Below are 16,759 nucleotides of genomic sequence, written 5' to 3' on the forward strand. Positions count from 1 at the left end.
TCATTATGTTGCAGCAGCTGTTCATGAAGTAAAAATTACAGCAAAGATTGGATAGAAAGTTGCATAAATATAATTAATTGCATAAAAATGCAAACCGAGTCGGTTACGTCAACTCGGTTATGATTTTCTCATCGCATTTGAGGCTACTGTCTTAGCAGTGGTATGCCTTTGACTGCATGATTCTGTGAAAATTGCCGCTGCTTAAAAGTTTCTCTTTATACTTTTTGTTGGAAATTCTTCTCAACGCGCTGTTAGCAAATGCCGCTGCATAAAATCATTGACCTTGTTAAAGGTGGGATAAAAAGACTGTAACGGTGTTGCCAGTCCAATGACGATACCTGCATGAGTGGCAGGGACTTGCACCCGCTCCACGTTGCCGCCTGCTTGGGTGAGCGCTTTTTGTAGGCTATCAGCATTTTGTGGGTAGACAAGCATATCTTTACTGCCTGTGACCAACAAATGCGGGGGTACATCTTGGCGGATATGATACACAGGCATCACTTGCTGGCGGGTGCTATCAGCTGGAAAGGCAACTTTGGTAGTACCGCTACGAAAATCGTAATCATACGGCCCTGCTAGTCCAATCACGCCTAATATTGCCTTGTTGGGAATGCCGGTGGTTTTCCAAAAACGGCTATCATCCACCGCAGATACCACATTAAACGCCCCTGCAGAATGCCCCATGACAAACAGCTGATTAGGATTGCCGCCATATTGAGCGATATTGCGATACACCCAACCCATGGCGCTGGCTGTATCAAGCACATAATCTGGGAATACGTTTGCAGGGGCTAAGCGATAATCCACCACCACTGTGGTGTAGCCCGACTTGGCAAACTGCTTACCGACAAAGCCATAGGTTTGGCGTTTGCCATGTTGCCAGCTGCCCCCATATACAAATATCAACACAGGGTGACGCTGACCATCTGCAGGGGTATAAATATCGAGTTGTTGGCGGGTATCTGTGCCATAGGCAATATTTTTGATGGTTTTAATACCATTTGACACAGTGCTAGTGCTATCAGCTTTTGCTGCGATGGGTGCGTTTTTTGTCGCCATGGCCTGACAGCCTATCAAATTTAACCCCACAAGGGCTATAACCGCAGCAGTTCCAAGTTTGTATTTATTCAAGCGGACGGTGGCGGATGACGGGTGTTTTGTAGCGTGGGTCGATGAATTTGACATAGGTTTCTCTTTTTTAAAGGTTTCTCTTTTTTAAGGTTTTTGCTTTTTTAAATAAGTAAGTTTTTAAGTCAGGACGTTAAATTTGAAATGATTAAATATTTATGTAAGAAAATGGCTTTTTGTTAAGTATAATCGCTTATAAGCGTTAATCAAATGCCTGCTGTAGTGAATTGGTAACAGCGGTAACCTTATGTTGGATATCGTTATGTGTGATGCTATTTATTATTTAACTTACACCAGTAAAATCACCTTACTGGGCGCGATTAATCCTTTTACTTTCAAAACTATCGAGCAGATTTCTAGGCAAAACAATCATGCCCAACATATCACGGGATTTTTGCTATTCAAACATGGGCATTTTTTTCAATATTTGGAAGGGGATAAGGCATTGGTCACTCACCTGTACCAAGATTTACTTAAAGATTATCGCCATAAAAATTTAAAAATAATTACCGAGGGTCATCGGGAACAGCCGCGGTTCAAAAAATGGGATATGTACTGTATTGACATTGATAAGGATGTGAATAATTTATCCATTAGCCGACTATTTCAAGCGTTTAACCCCACCGATTGGCAGTCACCGGAGGTGAATGAGCTAATCACAGATATGCAAACACAGCATCATAAAAATAATTAAATTTTTACCCTAAAAAGATTTATAAACTTTAATTTATTTTTGTATGAATTAAGGGTTATACTTTAGTTTTAATAAAAGATGCTAAATTAATAATAACATTAAAAATTATTATGCTACACTCAAAGTAACATATAAAGAGTATGGCTGAGGAGTTCTACGATGATGTCTCCCCCTACTTATTACCTGACTTATACCAGTTCGCTTACGTGGTCAGCCGCTTTAAAGCCCAGCACATTTACCCAAATTTATCAAAGTGCGAGAGATAATAATCAAAAAACCGGCATCATGGGTTTTATCCTATTCAAAGATGGTCGCTTTCTGCATTTTATGGAAGGTAGTGAAATGTATATAGCGAATTTGTACCTCGCTATCACCCATGATAAACGCCACCATAAAATTCATCTTATCCATCAAGGTACGACCCATTCTAAACGCTTTAAGCAATGCGATATGCTATGCGTGACACCCAGCATATCCCATGCAACCCCAGTGATTAGCGAGCTGTTAGCACAGTTTGAAACCTACCAATGGCAGACCGAACAAGTCGAGCAATTACTCAATGAGATGGTCGCATTCTATGAGCGCGATGCGGCTGATATTGCGCCCTACCAAGTCAAAGCGGAAAGCTACATCGGCGCCATCATCAAACACCATGTCAAAAAACACCTTTTTTTCATGTTCACCATCATCACGGTTCCATGGTTGGTGATATTTATGTTGTTAATTGACCTGTAAATTTTTGCCAATCTGATGGCGAAAAGGCTAACCATTAAACGCTTACGCAAGCGCAAGATAGCGACGCGGTTTAAGCTCAATTGTTTCGACGTCTTTATTAAGTGTTTGGTAATCGTCACTTTCGGCTTATACCCTATCGCGTTAATCAATGGTTAATTTTAATGGTTGCTTTTTAAGAACAATAAACTGATGAAAAACATACCTAATATCAGCAGTTGAATGATTAAATATTTTTTATTCTGCCGCATAAAGCGGCGATAAACCACCGAGAAAAAACTGCCTGTTTGGGGTGTCATGCCAAGCAAATGGTTTTTTGCCATTAGTGACATCACCTCATGTACGTGAGCTTGGCTCCAATGATAAATATCAAAGTCGTACACCATATCTGGAAGATTAAGCAGTTCAAGGGTTTGGGTTTTTTCATCCATGTTATAACAATTCATCAGCCATTGCTGATAATAGCGTTTTTCTAACTGTCCCTGGTCTAACACCACTATCTCTTTATGTCGTCGGTCTTGCTTTATGGTGTTAAATAATTGTTCACATACCGCTTTTTGACCTTCAATATACTGCAAAAATTTGCCATCCTTAAACAATAAAAACCCCGTAATATGATGGTGTTGATTGTTGGACTGGGCTTGCTCGCGAATATCAGTGAATAAATTGTGGTCAAAAATTTGGGTCAAATTTATTTTACTGGCGTAAACATAATACTGAATTTGATGATTCATGACATTTTCCGAAAATTTGTGAGGGAAGCCAGTTGCAATAAATTTTCATCGGTTAAAAAAAACTTAATCTTATGACACCTAGAATTGGTCTCATAAAATTAAGCTACAATACAGTATCAAGCGCAGTGCTAAACTCTCTAAAATGGACCTGGAAATAAAATGAACTGGGAACTTGCCATTCAGCATCTTTAGGTCTGCATAAAAATTGTACTATGTTACTGTCAATCCGTAGTATTTTATATAAATGGCATTCTACATAAATTTTTCAACCAAAGATACGTCAAACTTGGCTTTGGTAATCTTGTTTGCCTGCGCCAAGGCAATATCTGCATCAGTAGGTCCCGCCCATTGACACGCTTGCTGATAAAATAACGATAAGATAGTTCTAAACCCTGCTGTATCCGCATCGGTCAACGACATTGTCAACGCGCTTTGTTTATCGCCACCAAAAAACTGATCAAAAAAGTGAATCATGGTTAGGGTTAAAGCCTGATTGGTTTCTGCCTTGCGAGCTAATAGCCCAAAACCACGAGATTTTGATGAATTATGATGCTGATGAATCGTCTGCCTGACACTGTCTAAAATTTGGCTGCCCAATAATGGTGAAAATTGCGCCGTAAAACTATCAATCAGTAACTCAAAGGCGGCTATTTGGTTAGATGTTTGGCTAGATATTGGGTCAGATATTGCGTCAGGTTTTTGGTTAGAGATAGCTACTTGACTGGGTGATGGGTGAATTACTAGCCTATTTTGCCCCAAATTAGGGATATCATGGGTTATCGGTTGGGGGTTGGCTGCACCCATTTGGTAATCACTCAGCGCTTTCATCAAACTTCGACGGATATTTGAGCGATATTCTTTGGTTTCGTTGTCTTGCGTAATTTCATGGACAAAACGCTGGATTTGGTAGGGCGTAATATCGGCATAATTTTTATGAAAGATGTCCATGGCTTTACGGATATCAGCATCTTTTAAAAACGGTGTTAACGCAGATTTAATAGTAGCTTCTTTGTTCATGACGGTGCCAAATATTTAAAGTTAATAAAATTACAATGGACGCAAATGACTGTGGTGGGTCGGGTACCTGTGACGACAGAGCAGACAGGTACCGCAAAAATTTAAAACTAGTGCCGCTCAGTTAGCGTTTGCTGACTAAATAAGCTATCTTGGAATTCAGGGTAAGCCCCTTCGGCATGTTCGGTAAAGTCGAGCCCGCGTTGCTCATGCTGTGCAAGTACGCGAAGACCGATTGTTTTTTCTATCACAAAATACACCACCATACCCAGTCCAAACGACCAAACAAACATTGCCGCGATGCCCATCAGCTGTACGATAATACGATGGCTGTCGAATAAATCACCTTCATAAAACAGCCCTGCTGCCAGCGTACCCCACACACCGCCGCCCACATGCACGGCAACGGCATACACCGCATCATCCATTTGAACATTATCCAATAACCGCTTCACCGCCAAATACGCCAAACATGCACCAACACCGGTAACAATCGCATACACAGGCGACATGGTCGCACAGCCTGCGGTAATGGCGACCAATCCTGCAAGGCTGATATTGACCGTATCACTCAATAAAATTGCCTTACGCATCACCCCTGAAATCAGCAAATAAGCCGTCACCGCACTCACCCCTGCTAGATGGGTATTTAGCATGATTTTGCCCAAGTTGCCTGAGCTGGTCAGTGTAGAACCTGCGTTAAATCCAAACCACGCCAACCATAGGATAAAGCCGCCCAATGTGACCAGCGTGAGATTATGACCGGCAATCAAGCGCGGCGTGCCATCAGGGGCAAAGCGACCAATACGCGGTCCAAGGACGATAATACCCGCGAGCGCTAACCACCCACCGACAGAGTGCACCACCGAAGAGCCGGCAAAATCAATAAATCCAAGCTGGGTAAGCCAGCCTTGACCGCCATAATAACCACCCCATGCCCAACTTGCTACGACGGGATAAATCAGTCCGCAAGTCATCAACGTACCAATCAGATACCCTGAAAATTTAATACGCTCCGCCATCGCACCACTGGCAATGGTGGCGGCGGTGGAAGCAAACATCATCTGAAAAAACAAATGTGCCCATTGCATATTGCTAAGCTGCTCTGGTAAAAACTCGCTTTGACCCACGTAACCTGTCGGGTTGTTGCCTGCCATCAAGCCATAGCCCAAGATATAAAAAATTAATCCGCCAATCGCCATATCGGTATAGTTTTTCATCAGCACATTCACGGTATTTTTACTGCGCACTGAGCCTGATTCAATGAGCGCAAAGCCCGCCTGCATAAAGAACACCAGCAAACCGCCAATAACTACCCACATCACATTTTGGTAGTCATATAGCTGCTCATTGGTGGGCGTCGCAGCGTACACCGAGGAATGTTGATAAAAAACCATCACGGATAATAGCCATTTATAGGCTTTATTAAGCCGTTTACCCGTATGCCGTTGAACCGTATTGTTTAACTTTCTCATGAAGCTTTTACCCTTATGCCCTTATGCCCTCGATAAAAAATTATCGCTCAAGTATTAATCAGTTTTGCCAAGACAGGGAATGCAAATTGTGTACCAAATAAGAAAATAATTAAAAAATAGCGGGTTTTGAAAACGCATAAAAAAGCGCTTTAAGCCGTGATGACTTAAAGCGCTAATGGTTGAGGTTGATGGCTATAAGGACTCGTTATCTGAAGTCTTACCTGTTTTATGGATATCTTCAGTGGGATTGCCTTCTGTCACCGTACCATCATTGGTGGGATTATCGTCCTTAGCTTTTGGATTAAAGGCTTTATTACGCGCATCGGCATTTTCAAGCCACAGCGCGTTTAAAATCGCCAATAATACCGCAAACCCCAATCCTAATATCCACGCAAAATACCACATTGTGTTCTCCTATTAAGTTGCCTTGATTTGGGTCAGTAAAGTGAATGCTCTTGCTCTCGAACATAAGCCTTGGTCACTTTACCGCGCATCACGCTATATGCCCAGCTGGTGTAGCCTACAATCATCGGTAATAACACCCCCACGACAAACAACATAATCATCAAGGTAAGATGACTCGATACACTGTCCCAAATCGTCAAGCTTGAACGTGGATCGCTAGAGGATGGCATGACAAACGGAAATAATGCCACCCCTGCGGTCATAATCACACTAAGCACAGCAATACTGGAGGCGATAAATGCGCTCAAGGTTTTACGCGCTTTTAGCAATATCGCCGTGACAAGCGGCATGATGACACCAAGTGCAGGGAATGCCCATGCCAGCGGATACTGATGATAATTTGCCATCCATGCGCCCGCTTGACGCGTCACCTCTTTGTTGAGCACATTTGGCAAGGCTTGGGGGTCAATGTGGCTAGTGATATGATAGCCGTCAATCGATTGTATCCATACTCCCGCGAGCACAAACAGCACCGCCATCACCAGACTACTGATAGCAGCGTAGTTAAGGGTACGATGTTGCACCTCATCAAGGGTGCGATGCGCCAAATACGCCCCACCTTGCATAATCAACATAGACGCACTAATCAAGCCACACAGTAGGGCAAATGGATTAAGCAATGCCCAAAATGAGCCTGTGTAAGTCGATACCAAATGGTTATTAAAACTAAATGGCACGCCTAAAAACAAATTACCAAATGCCACGCCAAACACTACAGCCGGGATAAATGAGCCGACAAACAACCCCCAGTCCCACGCTTTGCGCCAGGTGGGATTGTGTATCATACTGCGATATTTAAACCCCACCGGGCGGAAAAATAACGCCCACAACACTGCCATCAACGCCCAATAAAAACCGCTAAAGGCAGTGGCGTACACCATCGGCCATGCCGCAAAAATCGCGCCGCCTGCCGTGATAAACCACACTTGGTTACCTTCCCAGTGCGGACCTATGGTATTGATAATCACCCGGCGCTCTTCATCATCTTTGCCGACAAAAGGCAGTAACGAACACACGCCCATATCATGCCCATCCATGATAGCAAACCCAATGAGCAGCGCACCGACCAATAACCACCAAATAATTTTGAGTGTTTCATAATCAAACAACATGATTCACCTCGGCTGTCTTAGGGCTCAAATTTAATGAAGGACTCACATGAACCTTGTGAGTGTCTTCGCCGTAGTATTTGCCCGTTCCTAGACTGGCGGGTCCTTTACGGGCATATTTCACCATCAAGTACATTTCAATCATCAGCAGCACCGTATAAAAACCAACAAATCCCGCCAGCGAGGCATACACATTCGCCACGCTAATGTTGGAGACTGAAAAATAGGTCGGCAACATGCCATAAATCGTCCAAGGTTGACGCCCATACTCAGCAACAAACCAACCAAATTCAGCAGCAAGCCAAGGCGCAGGCAGCATCAATAATGCCCAACGTAACAGCCAAGGTTTTTGGATAAAGTTATCTTTGACACTTGACCAAAGACTAATAGTAAACAATGCCAACAATAAAAAACCCAAGCCCACCATGGCACGAAATGACCAAAACATCGGAATAATAGGTGGAATAGTGGCATCGGTGGCCTGTTTAATCATGGCAGGCGTGGCTTTGCTGACATCTGGCGAATAGCGTTTGAGCAATAACCCAAAGCCCAAGTCTTTTTTTACCTTTTCAAATTCTGCCACTGTCACAGGATTTGGGGTTGAACCTGGGGGCGCACTGCGTAATTGATCCAGTAGCAACACCGCTTTTTGACCATTGATGATGCGTTTTTCATTGATGATTTTGATGTCATGGATACCCAAAATCGGGGTATCTAGTGAGCGCGTCCCAATCAAGCCCATCACATACGGAATTTGCACTGCCCAGTTGTTTTTTTGCTCGGCTTGGTTGATATCTGCAATCAAATTAAAACTGGCAGGCGCAGGCTCGGTTTCCCACATCGCCTCTATCGCTGCCATTTTGGTTTGCTGTGCCAAGCCAATGGAATAACCCGACTCATCACCCAGTACGATGGTGCTACAAATCGACGCAAAACCAAATGCCGCCGCGACTTGAAAGCTGCGTTTGGCAAATTCGACATCGCGTTTTTTGAGCAGATACCACGCTGAGATGGCAAGCACAAAGGTCGCTCCCACCGTATAGCCGGCAGAGACGGTATGCACAAATTTGTTTTGCGCATCAGGGTTAAATAATACTGCCGCAAAATCGGTCATTTCCATGCGCATGGTTTGGTAACTAAACTCTGCGCCAACCGGATTTTGCATCCACCCATTGGCAATCAAAATCCACAACGCGGATAGATTGGTACCCAGTGCCATCAATATAGTCACCAGCAAATGCTGTCCGCGTGACAGTCTATCCCAACCAAAGAAAAACAGTCCGACCATGGTCGATTCTAAAAAAAATGCCATCAAGCCTTCAATGGCAAGCGGTGCACCAAAAACATCACCGACATATTGTGAGTAGTACGCCCAGTTGGTACCAAACTGGAATTCCATGGTGATGCCGGTGGTGACACCCAAGGCAAAGTTGATGCCAAACAGTTTGCCCCAAAAACGCGTCATGTCTTTCCACACTTCTTTGCCTGTCATCACGTACATGGATTCCATGATGACCAGCAGCCACACCATGCCCAGTGTGAGTGGTACAAATAAAAAATGATATAACGCCGTGACTGCAAATTGCAGACGGGAGATATCGACGAGATGTTCTGTTATCATGTTGACTCCTTGGTTTGACAACCAATTCAGATGTCAATTACCCTTATGCGTGGTTAAAAAAGGGTAATGTTTTTATTTACAAACATTATATAAATCTATAAATTATTTGTCATGCGGCATAATGTCGCACCTAACTACAAAATACTATGATTAGTATTACGTTGCTGCTACCATCTTCTCATACCCTGTCAAAGATGGTGATAATTGAATAAGTGATAGTTTATGGGTCTCTTGAGGGTAATATTTTAAAGTGGAGTCGTTCATCGCTTTACTTATTTAATTGTCTTTTATATGGCTTTTTATATGCCTTTATCAAGGTTTTATCAACCCTCATTGGTGGGCACGGTGTTTACACTTTTTTGTCTCATTGCCTTGATGAACATGATTTGTAATACCTAACCTGCGTTTGATACGCTATGATATGCCCATTGATTTTATCGTTACTATTAACCAACCATGTCTGAAACTTCTGCTGTCAACCAAACCCTTCGTCACTATGCCGCTATGGCAAAACGACCGATTTATATGGCATGGGGACTGTCAGTTGTCTCCACGCTGTTATTGATCGTGCAGTCTTGGCTGATTGCGGTTATCTTTGCAAATTGGTTAACACAAATTACCCATCACCGCGCTGCCACTGACGTATTTTTTGATTATCTGCCGTGGCTCATAGGGTGTCTGTTGCTACGTCCTTTACTGCATTTTTGCAAAGACCAGCTGGCCTTAGACGCAGGGCTACAAGTAGCCAGCATCCTGCGAAAAACGCTACTTGAAAAACTGGCACAAGTAGGTGCAGCGCGCGACCAGTATGGCAGTGATGGTGGGCTTGCCAGTATGGTGATTGAGCAATGTGACGCCTTAACGGGCTATGTCAGCCGTTTTTATCTGCAGCGACTGATTGTGGTGACCACGCCTATCATGCTATTAGTTGCGGCAGCGACCCAAAGCTGGATAGCGACGCTGATTTTACTACTAACTGCACCGCTAGTCCCTGTATTTATGGTATTAATTGGTCATGCCACCGCCCGTAAAAGTCGGCAACAATTTGCCGCGATGGCACAGCTAAGCGGGCGATTTTTGGATTGGTTACGTGGTACAGCGACACTGCAACGGCTGGATGCTGTTGGGCACGCCAGTCAAGATATCGATGCTTCAGCCGAAGCCTACCGTATGCGCACCATGTCGGTGCTCAAAATTGCGTTTTTAAACACCGCCGCGCTAGAACTGTTAGCCGCGCTGTCGATTGCGCTACTTGCCGTGTATTTGGGTTTTGGTTTAATCGGTATTTTACCCTGGCAAAAAAACACGGTGCCTGTGCCTTACCAGTCGGCGCTATTTTTGCTGCTGTTGGCACCCGAATTTTATGCCCCGCTACGTCAGTTGGGCGCGGATTATCATGTTAAAGCGCAAGCGGAAGGTGCGATTGCTGAATTATCACCGTTGTTAGCTTTTCAGTCAGCGGAAAAAACAAAAGCTAACCCCTTTATATTAACTGCGCCCCCTGCCATTGACGCAGATAATATTTGGGTCAATCATCAGCAGCGCACACGGCTCGCGCCGTTAAGTTTCGCTATTGCCGCAGGGGAACGGTTGGCGATTGTCGGTCAAAGTGGCAGCGGCAAATCCACCCTATTGCAAATTTTTTTGGGTTTTTGTGCCTACCAAGGCGATATTTTTATTGACAACCAAAATTTTAACACCATCAATTCCACGCAATTTCGCCACCAAATCGCCTATTTGTCACAGCAAACCATGCTACTGCCGATGAGTATCGCCGATAATTTGCGCCTGCCAAACCCAACCGCCAGTGATGACAAACTATGGCAAATTCTTGCGCAAGTAGGATTAAAACCTTTGATAAAAGCCCTACCAAATCAGCTAGATACTCAGTTAGGTGAGCGTGGTAGCGGGTTGTCCGGTGGACAACAGCGACGACTGGCAATAGCCCAGTTACTATTACAAGACGCGCAGCTTTGGCTGCTCGATGAACCCACTGAGCATTTAGATAGTGATACCGCAGCCGAGATTAATGCGCTATTACAACAAGTGACTAGCGGTAAAACCGTGTTATGGGTGACGCACGATGCCACAAAACTACCTTGGCTGGATCGGCAAATAAGCCTTGATATTGCATCTACTTTGGCGAAGGCGTAACGGTATGACAGACTCTAATAGTAAAAATAGGCTTATTAGTCAAAATAGCCTTGTCAACACTCACCGGCAAAAAGAATCAAACAGTCATCAAACCTTTCGTTTAACCCAGCTGTTTAGCACGCAGCTAGATAAATGGCTCATTGCTGCCTGTTTAGGCATAATGACTGCGTTATCGGTGATTGGGCTATTGATGACGTCAGGATGGTTTATTTCTGCGGCAGCAATGGCGGGGATGGTGGCGCTGGGCTCACACAGTTTTAATTATCTGGTACCGGCAGCGATTATCCGTGTGATGGCGATGGTACGTACCGCAGGACGCTATGGTGAAATGATGGTGTCCCACCATGCGGTGTTTGGTTTGTTGCAGCGGCTGCGAGTGCGTTTTTTTAACCAGTTTTCACGCCTGCCACTGGCAAATTTATCAATTACCTTACAATCTACCCATGCCATGCACCGTTTAACCCATGATATTGATGTGCTCAATGAGTTGCCACTGCGCGTGGTATCGCCTTGGCTAGTCGCGACAACCGCGAGCTTGCTAGTAGCCACCTTACTTTATCAGTATGAGGTTAGCCCCGTGCTGATTGCCATATTTTTAATCGCCGGTTTGATGTTGCCTACCATGCTGACATGGCGTAGTATCAAGCACGCCCGCGCTCATCAGGCATTGGCAGAGTCTAGGCGTGTCAGTTTGCTCAATCCGCTATCGGCACTTACCCATTTATTGATTTGGCAGCGCTGGCAATCCGAATTGACTGCTTTTAACAGCGTCGACACTCAACATACGCATCAGCAAAAGCGTATCCAGCGCGCCCAGTCATTGGTCATGCTCATCATGCAGTGGCTGATGGCAGCGGTTTTGGTCGGCTTGTTAGTGGGTTTTTATCACACGCCCCTTGTCATCAGTGTGCCGATGCTGCTTGCGCTATTCCTCGGTATCATGGGCATGACTGACTTGCTAGCGCCGTTAGTCACCCATTCGCTAGCCCTTGGCAATAGTTTGGCAGCACAACATCAACTCAATGAATTACTCAATCCTTCGCTACAACCTAGCCATCATTTAACGCCTGATTTAGCCCCTTTACCCATTGATGTTACGCGCCTAGATGCGCCACTCACACTCACCATTAATCAGCTAGCTGCCAAAATGCCGCAGGCGATTGTCGGTTTCAAAGCTATCAGCTTGACTGCCACCCAAGGCATCCCTGTATTGATTACGGGACGCTCGGGCGCGGGAAAATCAACACTGTTACAAGTGCTGGCTCATGAACTAGCACCACAACAAGGCAGCATCGAGCTCAATGGGATGGATTGGTTAGCGTTACACGATACGCCCGCGCTCACAGGTTATTTGGGGCAACAGATTGATATTTTTGACCAGACCTTGGCGACCAATTTAAGATTGGGCAACGCCGATGCCAGTGATGAACAGCTTTGGCAAGTGCTGGGTAAGGTTGGACTCAAAGACTGGGCGCGCAGTCAGCCGCTACAATTACAGACCCCGCTAGGGGAATACGGGCAAGCTATTTCCGGTGGACAAGCCAGACGCATTGCCTTGGCACGGCTATTACTTAGCCCAAAAAAAATCTTGCTGCTAGATGAGCCGTTTGCGGGACTTGATAAAAAAAGCCGTGAAGCACTGTGGCAAATGCTGGTACAGCATCAGCAGCAAGGCATTTTAATCATTGTCACCCACCATCTTTGGCAAACTGAGTGTCCAATTAATATCGTGCAATTACCTGAGCCTGGTGTTTTTATTTAACCTGTCAGGGGTCAGGTTTGATTTGACAGACAAAAAAATTGATAAAAACATTTTTGAACGTTGCTGTGGGCGTTTATGCAAAACAAATTTTTTTAATCCGATTGCTATAACCTACCTAGCCCGATTCTGCGTTATCGCTAAGTTTCTGCTGTCTTAATTTCTGTATGATAGTACTATCCAATCAAGGGTTATCAACAACTATATTAACAACCGCAGGAAAACCTATGAACTTAGCAAAATTTAACCCCTCATTTTTAGCCACTGGACTTAGTGTAGCTCTGCTTAGCATCGTTACAGGTGCGACAGTCACCGCCTGTGCGAGCACCTCAGCGGCACCACAAGCGCAAAACATGCAAAAACGCCATCCGGCCAATGCCAAGAACTTTGAGCAACACTTACAAGCCATGCAGGCCAACGCCCAAGCAGCCGCCAATGCCAGCATCAGTGCCTCTCAAGCAGTCGCCTTGGTACAAAAACAAACCGCGAACACACGCATTGTTGGCGTAAAATATCATGACAATAGCAACCGACCCAACCCAAACCCTGCCCGTATCGCCAAAAACGCCAATAACAACATCGTCGGCTACCGTGTCATGACCCTTAGTGCGAATGGTCAACCACAACTGTATATCGTCAATGCCTCTAATGGTCAAGTGACCCAAGCAACTATGCCATCACGGCCATCACGCCCAGCGCGTCCGCCACAACCTAATACGTCTAATACCCCCAACAACAATCAACCACCTGCGCCGCCTGCCACCAATGTCAGCCTAGAGCGCGCCATGCAATTGGCAGCAAGCCAAGTGGGTGGTGAAGCCATTGGCGCCCATTTGGGTGGGGATAAAGGGGGCAAAATGGGTCATGGTCCTCGTGACGGTCAACGCCGCCCTAACAGAGACCCACAAATGGGCAATACAGGCATGCCGCCTGCACCAAACCCTGCCCAGAATCAATCACCAAGAACCCCAAGCTATCAGATTGAAGTGGTAAAAGGTAAAGAAGTCTATCATGTCAAAGTTGATGCCCAAACAGGTGCCGTGAGCGATGTCAAATCACTTAACGACCTCAACCGTCGTGCGCCTACTCAGCCATAATTGAGTGCCAAATGGCAACTTTGCCTATGAGCAACACCGTCATTCTTAGAATGGCGGTTTTTTGTGTTATAGTTTATTTATTGAACAGTATTCGTGTATAAAGGTAACCCAATGAGAGTATTACTCGTCGAAGATGACGTATTCATTGCCGACAGTCTGATTGATAGTCTAGAAGAAGAAGCGTATGCGGTAGACTGGGCAAAAGATGGGCGAGAAGCGATTTTGACCCTCAAAGTCGAATCGTATGACGTGATTTTGCTGGATTTGGGCTTACCAGAAATTGACGGCATGAGCGTGTTAGAGACGCTTCGCAGTGCCAAAATCGATACGCCTGTACTGGTGCTGACCGCCCGAGACCAAATCAAAGACCGCGTGAAAGGGCTGGATGCTGGGGCAGATGACTATATGACCAAGCCATTTGCGATGAGTGAATTGCTTGCTCGTATGCGTGTGTTGGTGCGCCGCTCACAAGGCAATAGCCAAAACACCCTACAAGTCGGCGACTTAACCCTCGATATCAATGCCAAACGCCTCAAACGTGACGGCATAGAAATCGATATTACCGCCAAAGAATACATGCTGCTCACCACTTTTATGACCGCGCCCGATAAAGTGTTTTCTAAAAGTGAATTGGAAAATTCTATCTACAATTGGGAAGCCGGGATAGAGAGCAATGCCATTGAATTTTTAATCTATGGACTGCGCAAAAAAATTGGTCAAAAACGGATTAAAAACATCCGTGGTTTAGGCTGGTATATCAGCGCCGAAGCCCAAGACTAACAAAAAGTGATAAAAAAAGGCCTCAAAAAAACATCCAGACAATGACCGCCAAATAGCGGCGAAAATGACCATGACTACCCCTACAAAAACCGCCCTTCCCTTGCAAAAATCGTTGCAAAAATCACTGCAAAAACAGTTGCTGGTCTGGATCCTTGGCACGTTACTATCGATTGGCATTTTGGTACAGATTGCGGTATTTTGCTATACCTATCAAGAGTTTAACACCTCACAAGAAACCAATCTTAGCTATCTTGCTGAGCTGGTTAGCTCGCGCGCGGCCCTGCGACCCCCTCCCCGTAACCTGAAGCCTAATAGGCGTCTATCAAACCCAGATAACGATTTTGCACCGCATGACTTACCACCGCCTAGACCACCTCTACCAGCTAAGATAGCTTCTGCCCCTAGCAGTAGCACGCCGACCACGGTTTTCTCATCCAATGATGAAAGCAACGTACTACAGTATCAAGGCGTTAAAGACGGTGTGCAAGTTGATATCTTCCCGGCCCGTTTTGGCAAAATTGACACCAATTTTATTGAGCCAATGGCTCACCCGCAATTGATTAACACCCCTATTGGTTTTAGTGAATTAACCCTCGATGGTGAAATCTGGAAAGTCTTTCGTAAAGACACCCCAAGGCGGGTGATTTTTGTGCGTCAACCTGTCGAATGGCAGAAAAAAATTGCGTTAAAATCGGCTTGGCAATCTATTATTCCAATTTTACTAACGACCCTATTGCTGCTTGCCCTATTGCCTTGGGTATTAAAGCGCGTATTGCGTCCGATTCAGATATTAGCTAGGCAAATGGCAAAACGTCATGGTCAAGATCTCAGCTTGATCGAGCTACCCACTGACAGCCAACATCGCTCGATTCTGCCCAGCGAGCTCATGCCCTTGGTCATTGAAATCAATGCCTTGTTACAAAGGGTTGACGCGCATATCCAAAACCAAAATCGCTTTATCGCGGATGCCGCGCATGAGCTACGCTCGCCATTGACCGCCATCTCGCTGCAAGTGCAACAACTGCAAAAATACAGTCAAGACGCGGCGATGTATAGCGACCCTGCAAGGCAAGCCAAATTCAAACAAAACATTCATAAGCTCGCTGTCAGAGTGGAACACAATCAACATCTGGTGGAACAGCTACTTACCCTTGCCCGTATGGACGCCCAGCAATCACAGCTGACCGAGCGCACCAACACGCCCACCGATTTAATCGCAGTGCTACGAGAAGCCATCAAACTGCTATTTCCGATTGCCGATAGCAAAGACCAAACCCTGTCGGTTGACAACCATCTCGCCGCGCTGGGTACGTCAGCGACGCAGGTCAGTCTAGATGAAACTGCCTTGTTTATCCTCCTCAAAAATTTACTGCAAAATGCCATTTTATATACCCCAACCACAGGCAATATCGCTGTTGTCATTGACCACATGACTATCGAAGATTTAACGCAGTCGTCAAGCAGCACCGATTCGACCCATGCCACGCAAGATACCCGTGCCAACTTCGCCAACGCATTGACCCCGACCCCTGTGTTGGTGAACAACGCTAGCAACACACCCAATCACCGCGCAAAACGACTCATCGTCCAAGTTGCCGATACGGGCATTGGCATTGATGCAGCCCATTATCAAGACGTCTTTCAACCTTTTTACCGCGTCAATCAAAATGCGTCGAGCGCATCCCTAGCACACGGACAAGGACAAACAAGCAGTACACAAACCCATAGTGATACTGCCAAAAAATCTTTTTCCTCCAAAGACACAAGTACCCATTCAGGTTTCACGGTAATTGGCGGTACAGGCTTAGGTTTATCGATTGTTTATCAAATTTGTCAACAAGCCCATATCGATATTTATTTGAGTCCTACGCAAGTGGTTGAGAATAACGCCCAAACCACTGCCACCACCCAAGGCTTAACGGTAACCTTGGTGTTTCAGCCTGCCTCAAAAACAACGTAATTTTATCAAATCATCGCTGCTTTTTTTAAATCATTGC

At 45.2% G+C, this 16,759-nt stretch carries 14 protein-coding genes; 7 read left to right on the plus strand and 7 right to left on the minus strand.

The window, feature by feature from the left end:
* Positions 1–240: 240 nt before the first annotated feature.
* Positions 241–1,185, minus strand: a complete 945-nt coding sequence (locus RT084_RS00530) for an alpha/beta hydrolase (protein WP_312384505.1) — start codon at positions 1,183–1,185, stop codon at positions 241–243.
* Positions 1,186–1,390: 205 nt separating this feature from the next.
* On the opposite strand from RT084_RS00530, the gene RT084_RS00535 reads away from it, so the two are divergent.
* Together RT084_RS00535 and RT084_RS00540 are read left to right on the plus strand one after the other, a co-directional pair.
* Positions 1,391–1,822 carry a BLUF domain-containing protein gene (locus RT084_RS00535; protein ID WP_062334532.1) on the plus strand — a complete coding sequence of 144 codons (432 nt, stop codon included), beginning with the start codon at positions 1,391–1,393 and terminating at the stop codon, positions 1,820–1,822.
* Between the two features lie 159 nt (positions 1,823–1,981).
* The gene (locus RT084_RS00540; RefSeq protein ID WP_313097105.1) at positions 1,982–2,557 is read left to right on the plus strand and encodes a BLUF domain-containing protein; all 576 of its coding nucleotides are present in this window, start codon (positions 1,982–1,984) and stop codon (positions 2,555–2,557) included.
* Positions 2,558–2,715: 158 nt separating this feature from the next.
* Here the strand turns inward: RT084_RS00540 and RT084_RS00545 are convergent, their stop codons facing one another.
* The 6 genes from RT084_RS00545 to RT084_RS00570 form a co-directional block, all read right to left on the minus strand.
* Positions 2,716–3,288, minus strand: a complete 573-nt coding sequence (locus RT084_RS00545; protein WP_076774297.1) for a BLUF domain-containing protein — start codon at positions 3,286–3,288, stop codon at positions 2,716–2,718.
* A gap of 252 nt (positions 3,289–3,540) precedes the next feature.
* Positions 3,541–4,305 carry a hypothetical protein gene (locus RT084_RS00550; RefSeq protein ID WP_312522604.1) on the minus strand — a complete coding sequence of 255 codons (765 nt, stop codon included), beginning with the start codon at positions 4,303–4,305 and terminating at the stop codon, positions 3,541–3,543.
* A 107-nt stretch (positions 4,306–4,412) separates the two neighbouring features.
* Positions 4,413–5,699, minus strand: coding sequence for an ammonium transporter (locus tag RT084_RS00555; protein ID WP_409519587.1), 1,287 nt, complete (start codon positions 5,697–5,699; stop codon positions 4,413–4,415).
* A gap of 270 nt (positions 5,700–5,969) precedes the next feature.
* Positions 5,970–6,182, minus strand: coding sequence for a cytochrome bd-I oxidase subunit CydX (cydX, locus tag RT084_RS12400; RefSeq protein WP_007116301.1), 213 nt, complete (start codon positions 6,180–6,182; stop codon positions 5,970–5,972).
* A 32-nt stretch (positions 6,183–6,214) separates the two neighbouring features.
* Positions 6,215–7,351 carry a cytochrome d ubiquinol oxidase subunit II gene (gene cydB, locus RT084_RS00565; protein WP_313097363.1) on the minus strand — a complete coding sequence of 379 codons (1,137 nt, stop codon included), beginning with the start codon at positions 7,349–7,351 and terminating at the stop codon, positions 6,215–6,217.
* Entirely contained in the window at positions 7,344–8,972 is a 1,629-nt protein-coding gene (locus tag RT084_RS00570) for a cytochrome ubiquinol oxidase subunit I (protein WP_313097113.1), read from the minus strand. Before RT084_RS00570 ends, cydB begins: the two co-directional genes overlap by 8 nt.
* A 456-nt stretch (positions 8,973–9,428) precedes the next feature.
* Here RT084_RS00570 and cydD point away from each other — a divergent pair, with 456 nt between their 5' ends.
* The 5 genes from cydD (at position 9,429) to RT084_RS00595 (ending at position 16,722) form a co-directional block, all read left to right on the plus strand.
* Positions 9,429–11,126 carry a thiol reductant ABC exporter subunit CydD gene (gene cydD / locus RT084_RS00575; RefSeq protein ID WP_313097116.1) on the plus strand — a complete coding sequence of 566 codons (1,698 nt, stop codon included), beginning with the start codon at positions 9,429–9,431 and terminating at the stop codon, positions 11,124–11,126.
* A 4-nt stretch (positions 11,127–11,130) separates the two neighbouring features.
* Positions 11,131–12,888 carry an amino acid ABC transporter ATP-binding/permease protein gene (locus tag RT084_RS00580; RefSeq protein ID WP_313097120.1) on the plus strand — a complete coding sequence of 586 codons (1,758 nt, stop codon included), beginning with the start codon at positions 11,131–11,133 and terminating at the stop codon, positions 12,886–12,888.
* A gap of 224 nt (positions 12,889–13,112) precedes the next feature.
* Positions 13,113–13,982, plus strand: coding sequence for a PepSY domain-containing protein (locus tag RT084_RS00585; protein ID WP_313097123.1), 870 nt, complete (start codon positions 13,113–13,115; stop codon positions 13,980–13,982).
* A 111-nt stretch (positions 13,983–14,093) separates the two neighbouring features.
* Positions 14,094–14,762, plus strand: coding sequence for a response regulator (locus RT084_RS00590; protein WP_036603962.1), 669 nt, complete (start codon positions 14,094–14,096; stop codon positions 14,760–14,762).
* A gap of 70 nt (positions 14,763–14,832) precedes the next feature.
* Positions 14,833–16,722, plus strand: a complete 1,890-nt coding sequence (locus RT084_RS00595; RefSeq protein ID WP_313097128.1) for a sensor histidine kinase — start codon at positions 14,833–14,835, stop codon at positions 16,720–16,722.
* The last annotated feature ends 37 nt before the right edge of the window (positions 16,723–16,759 follow it).

Source organism: Moraxella sp. CTOTU48717, from assembly GCF_032057165.1.
In the GTDB taxonomy this organism is placed as follows: domain Bacteria; phylum Pseudomonadota; class Gammaproteobacteria; order Pseudomonadales; family Moraxellaceae; genus Faucicola; species Faucicola tetraodonis.

Coding starts and splice junctions, on each gene's coding strand:
- RT084_RS00530 (WP_312384505.1), bottom strand. CDS start 1,185: ATGTCAAATTCATCGACCCACGCTACAAAACACCCGTCATCCGCCACC.
- RT084_RS00535 (WP_062334532.1), top strand. CDS start 1,391: ATGTGTGATGCTATTTATTATTTAACTTACACCAGTAAAATCACCTTA.
- RT084_RS00540 (WP_313097105.1), top strand. CDS start 1,982: ATGATGTCTCCCCCTACTTATTACCTGACTTATACCAGTTCGCTTACG.
- RT084_RS00545 (WP_076774297.1), bottom strand. CDS start 3,288: ATGAATCATCAAATTCAGTATTATGTTTACGCCAGTAAAATAAATTTG.
- RT084_RS00550 (WP_312522604.1), bottom strand. CDS start 4,305: ATGAACAAAGAAGCTACTATTAAATCTGCGTTAACACCGTTTTTAAAA.
- RT084_RS00555 (WP_409519587.1), bottom strand. CDS start 5,699: ATGGTTTTTTATCAACATTCCTCGGTGTACGCTGCGACGCCCACCAAT.
- cydX (WP_007116301.1), bottom strand. CDS start 6,182: ATGTGGTATTTTGCGTGGATATTAGGATTGGGGTTTGCGGTATTATTG.
- RT084_RS00570 (WP_313097113.1), bottom strand. CDS start 8,972: ATGATAACAGAACATCTCGTCGATATCTCCCGTCTGCAATTTGCAGTC.
- cydD (WP_313097116.1), top strand. CDS start 9,429: ATGTCTGAAACTTCTGCTGTCAACCAAACCCTTCGTCACTATGCCGCT.
- RT084_RS00580 (WP_313097120.1), top strand. CDS start 11,131: ATGACAGACTCTAATAGTAAAAATAGGCTTATTAGTCAAAATAGCCTT.
- RT084_RS00585 (WP_313097123.1), top strand. CDS start 13,113: ATGAACTTAGCAAAATTTAACCCCTCATTTTTAGCCACTGGACTTAGT.
- RT084_RS00590 (WP_036603962.1), top strand. CDS start 14,094: ATGAGAGTATTACTCGTCGAAGATGACGTATTCATTGCCGACAGTCTG.
- RT084_RS00595 (WP_313097128.1), top strand. CDS start 14,833: ATGACTACCCCTACAAAAACCGCCCTTCCCTTGCAAAAATCGTTGCAA.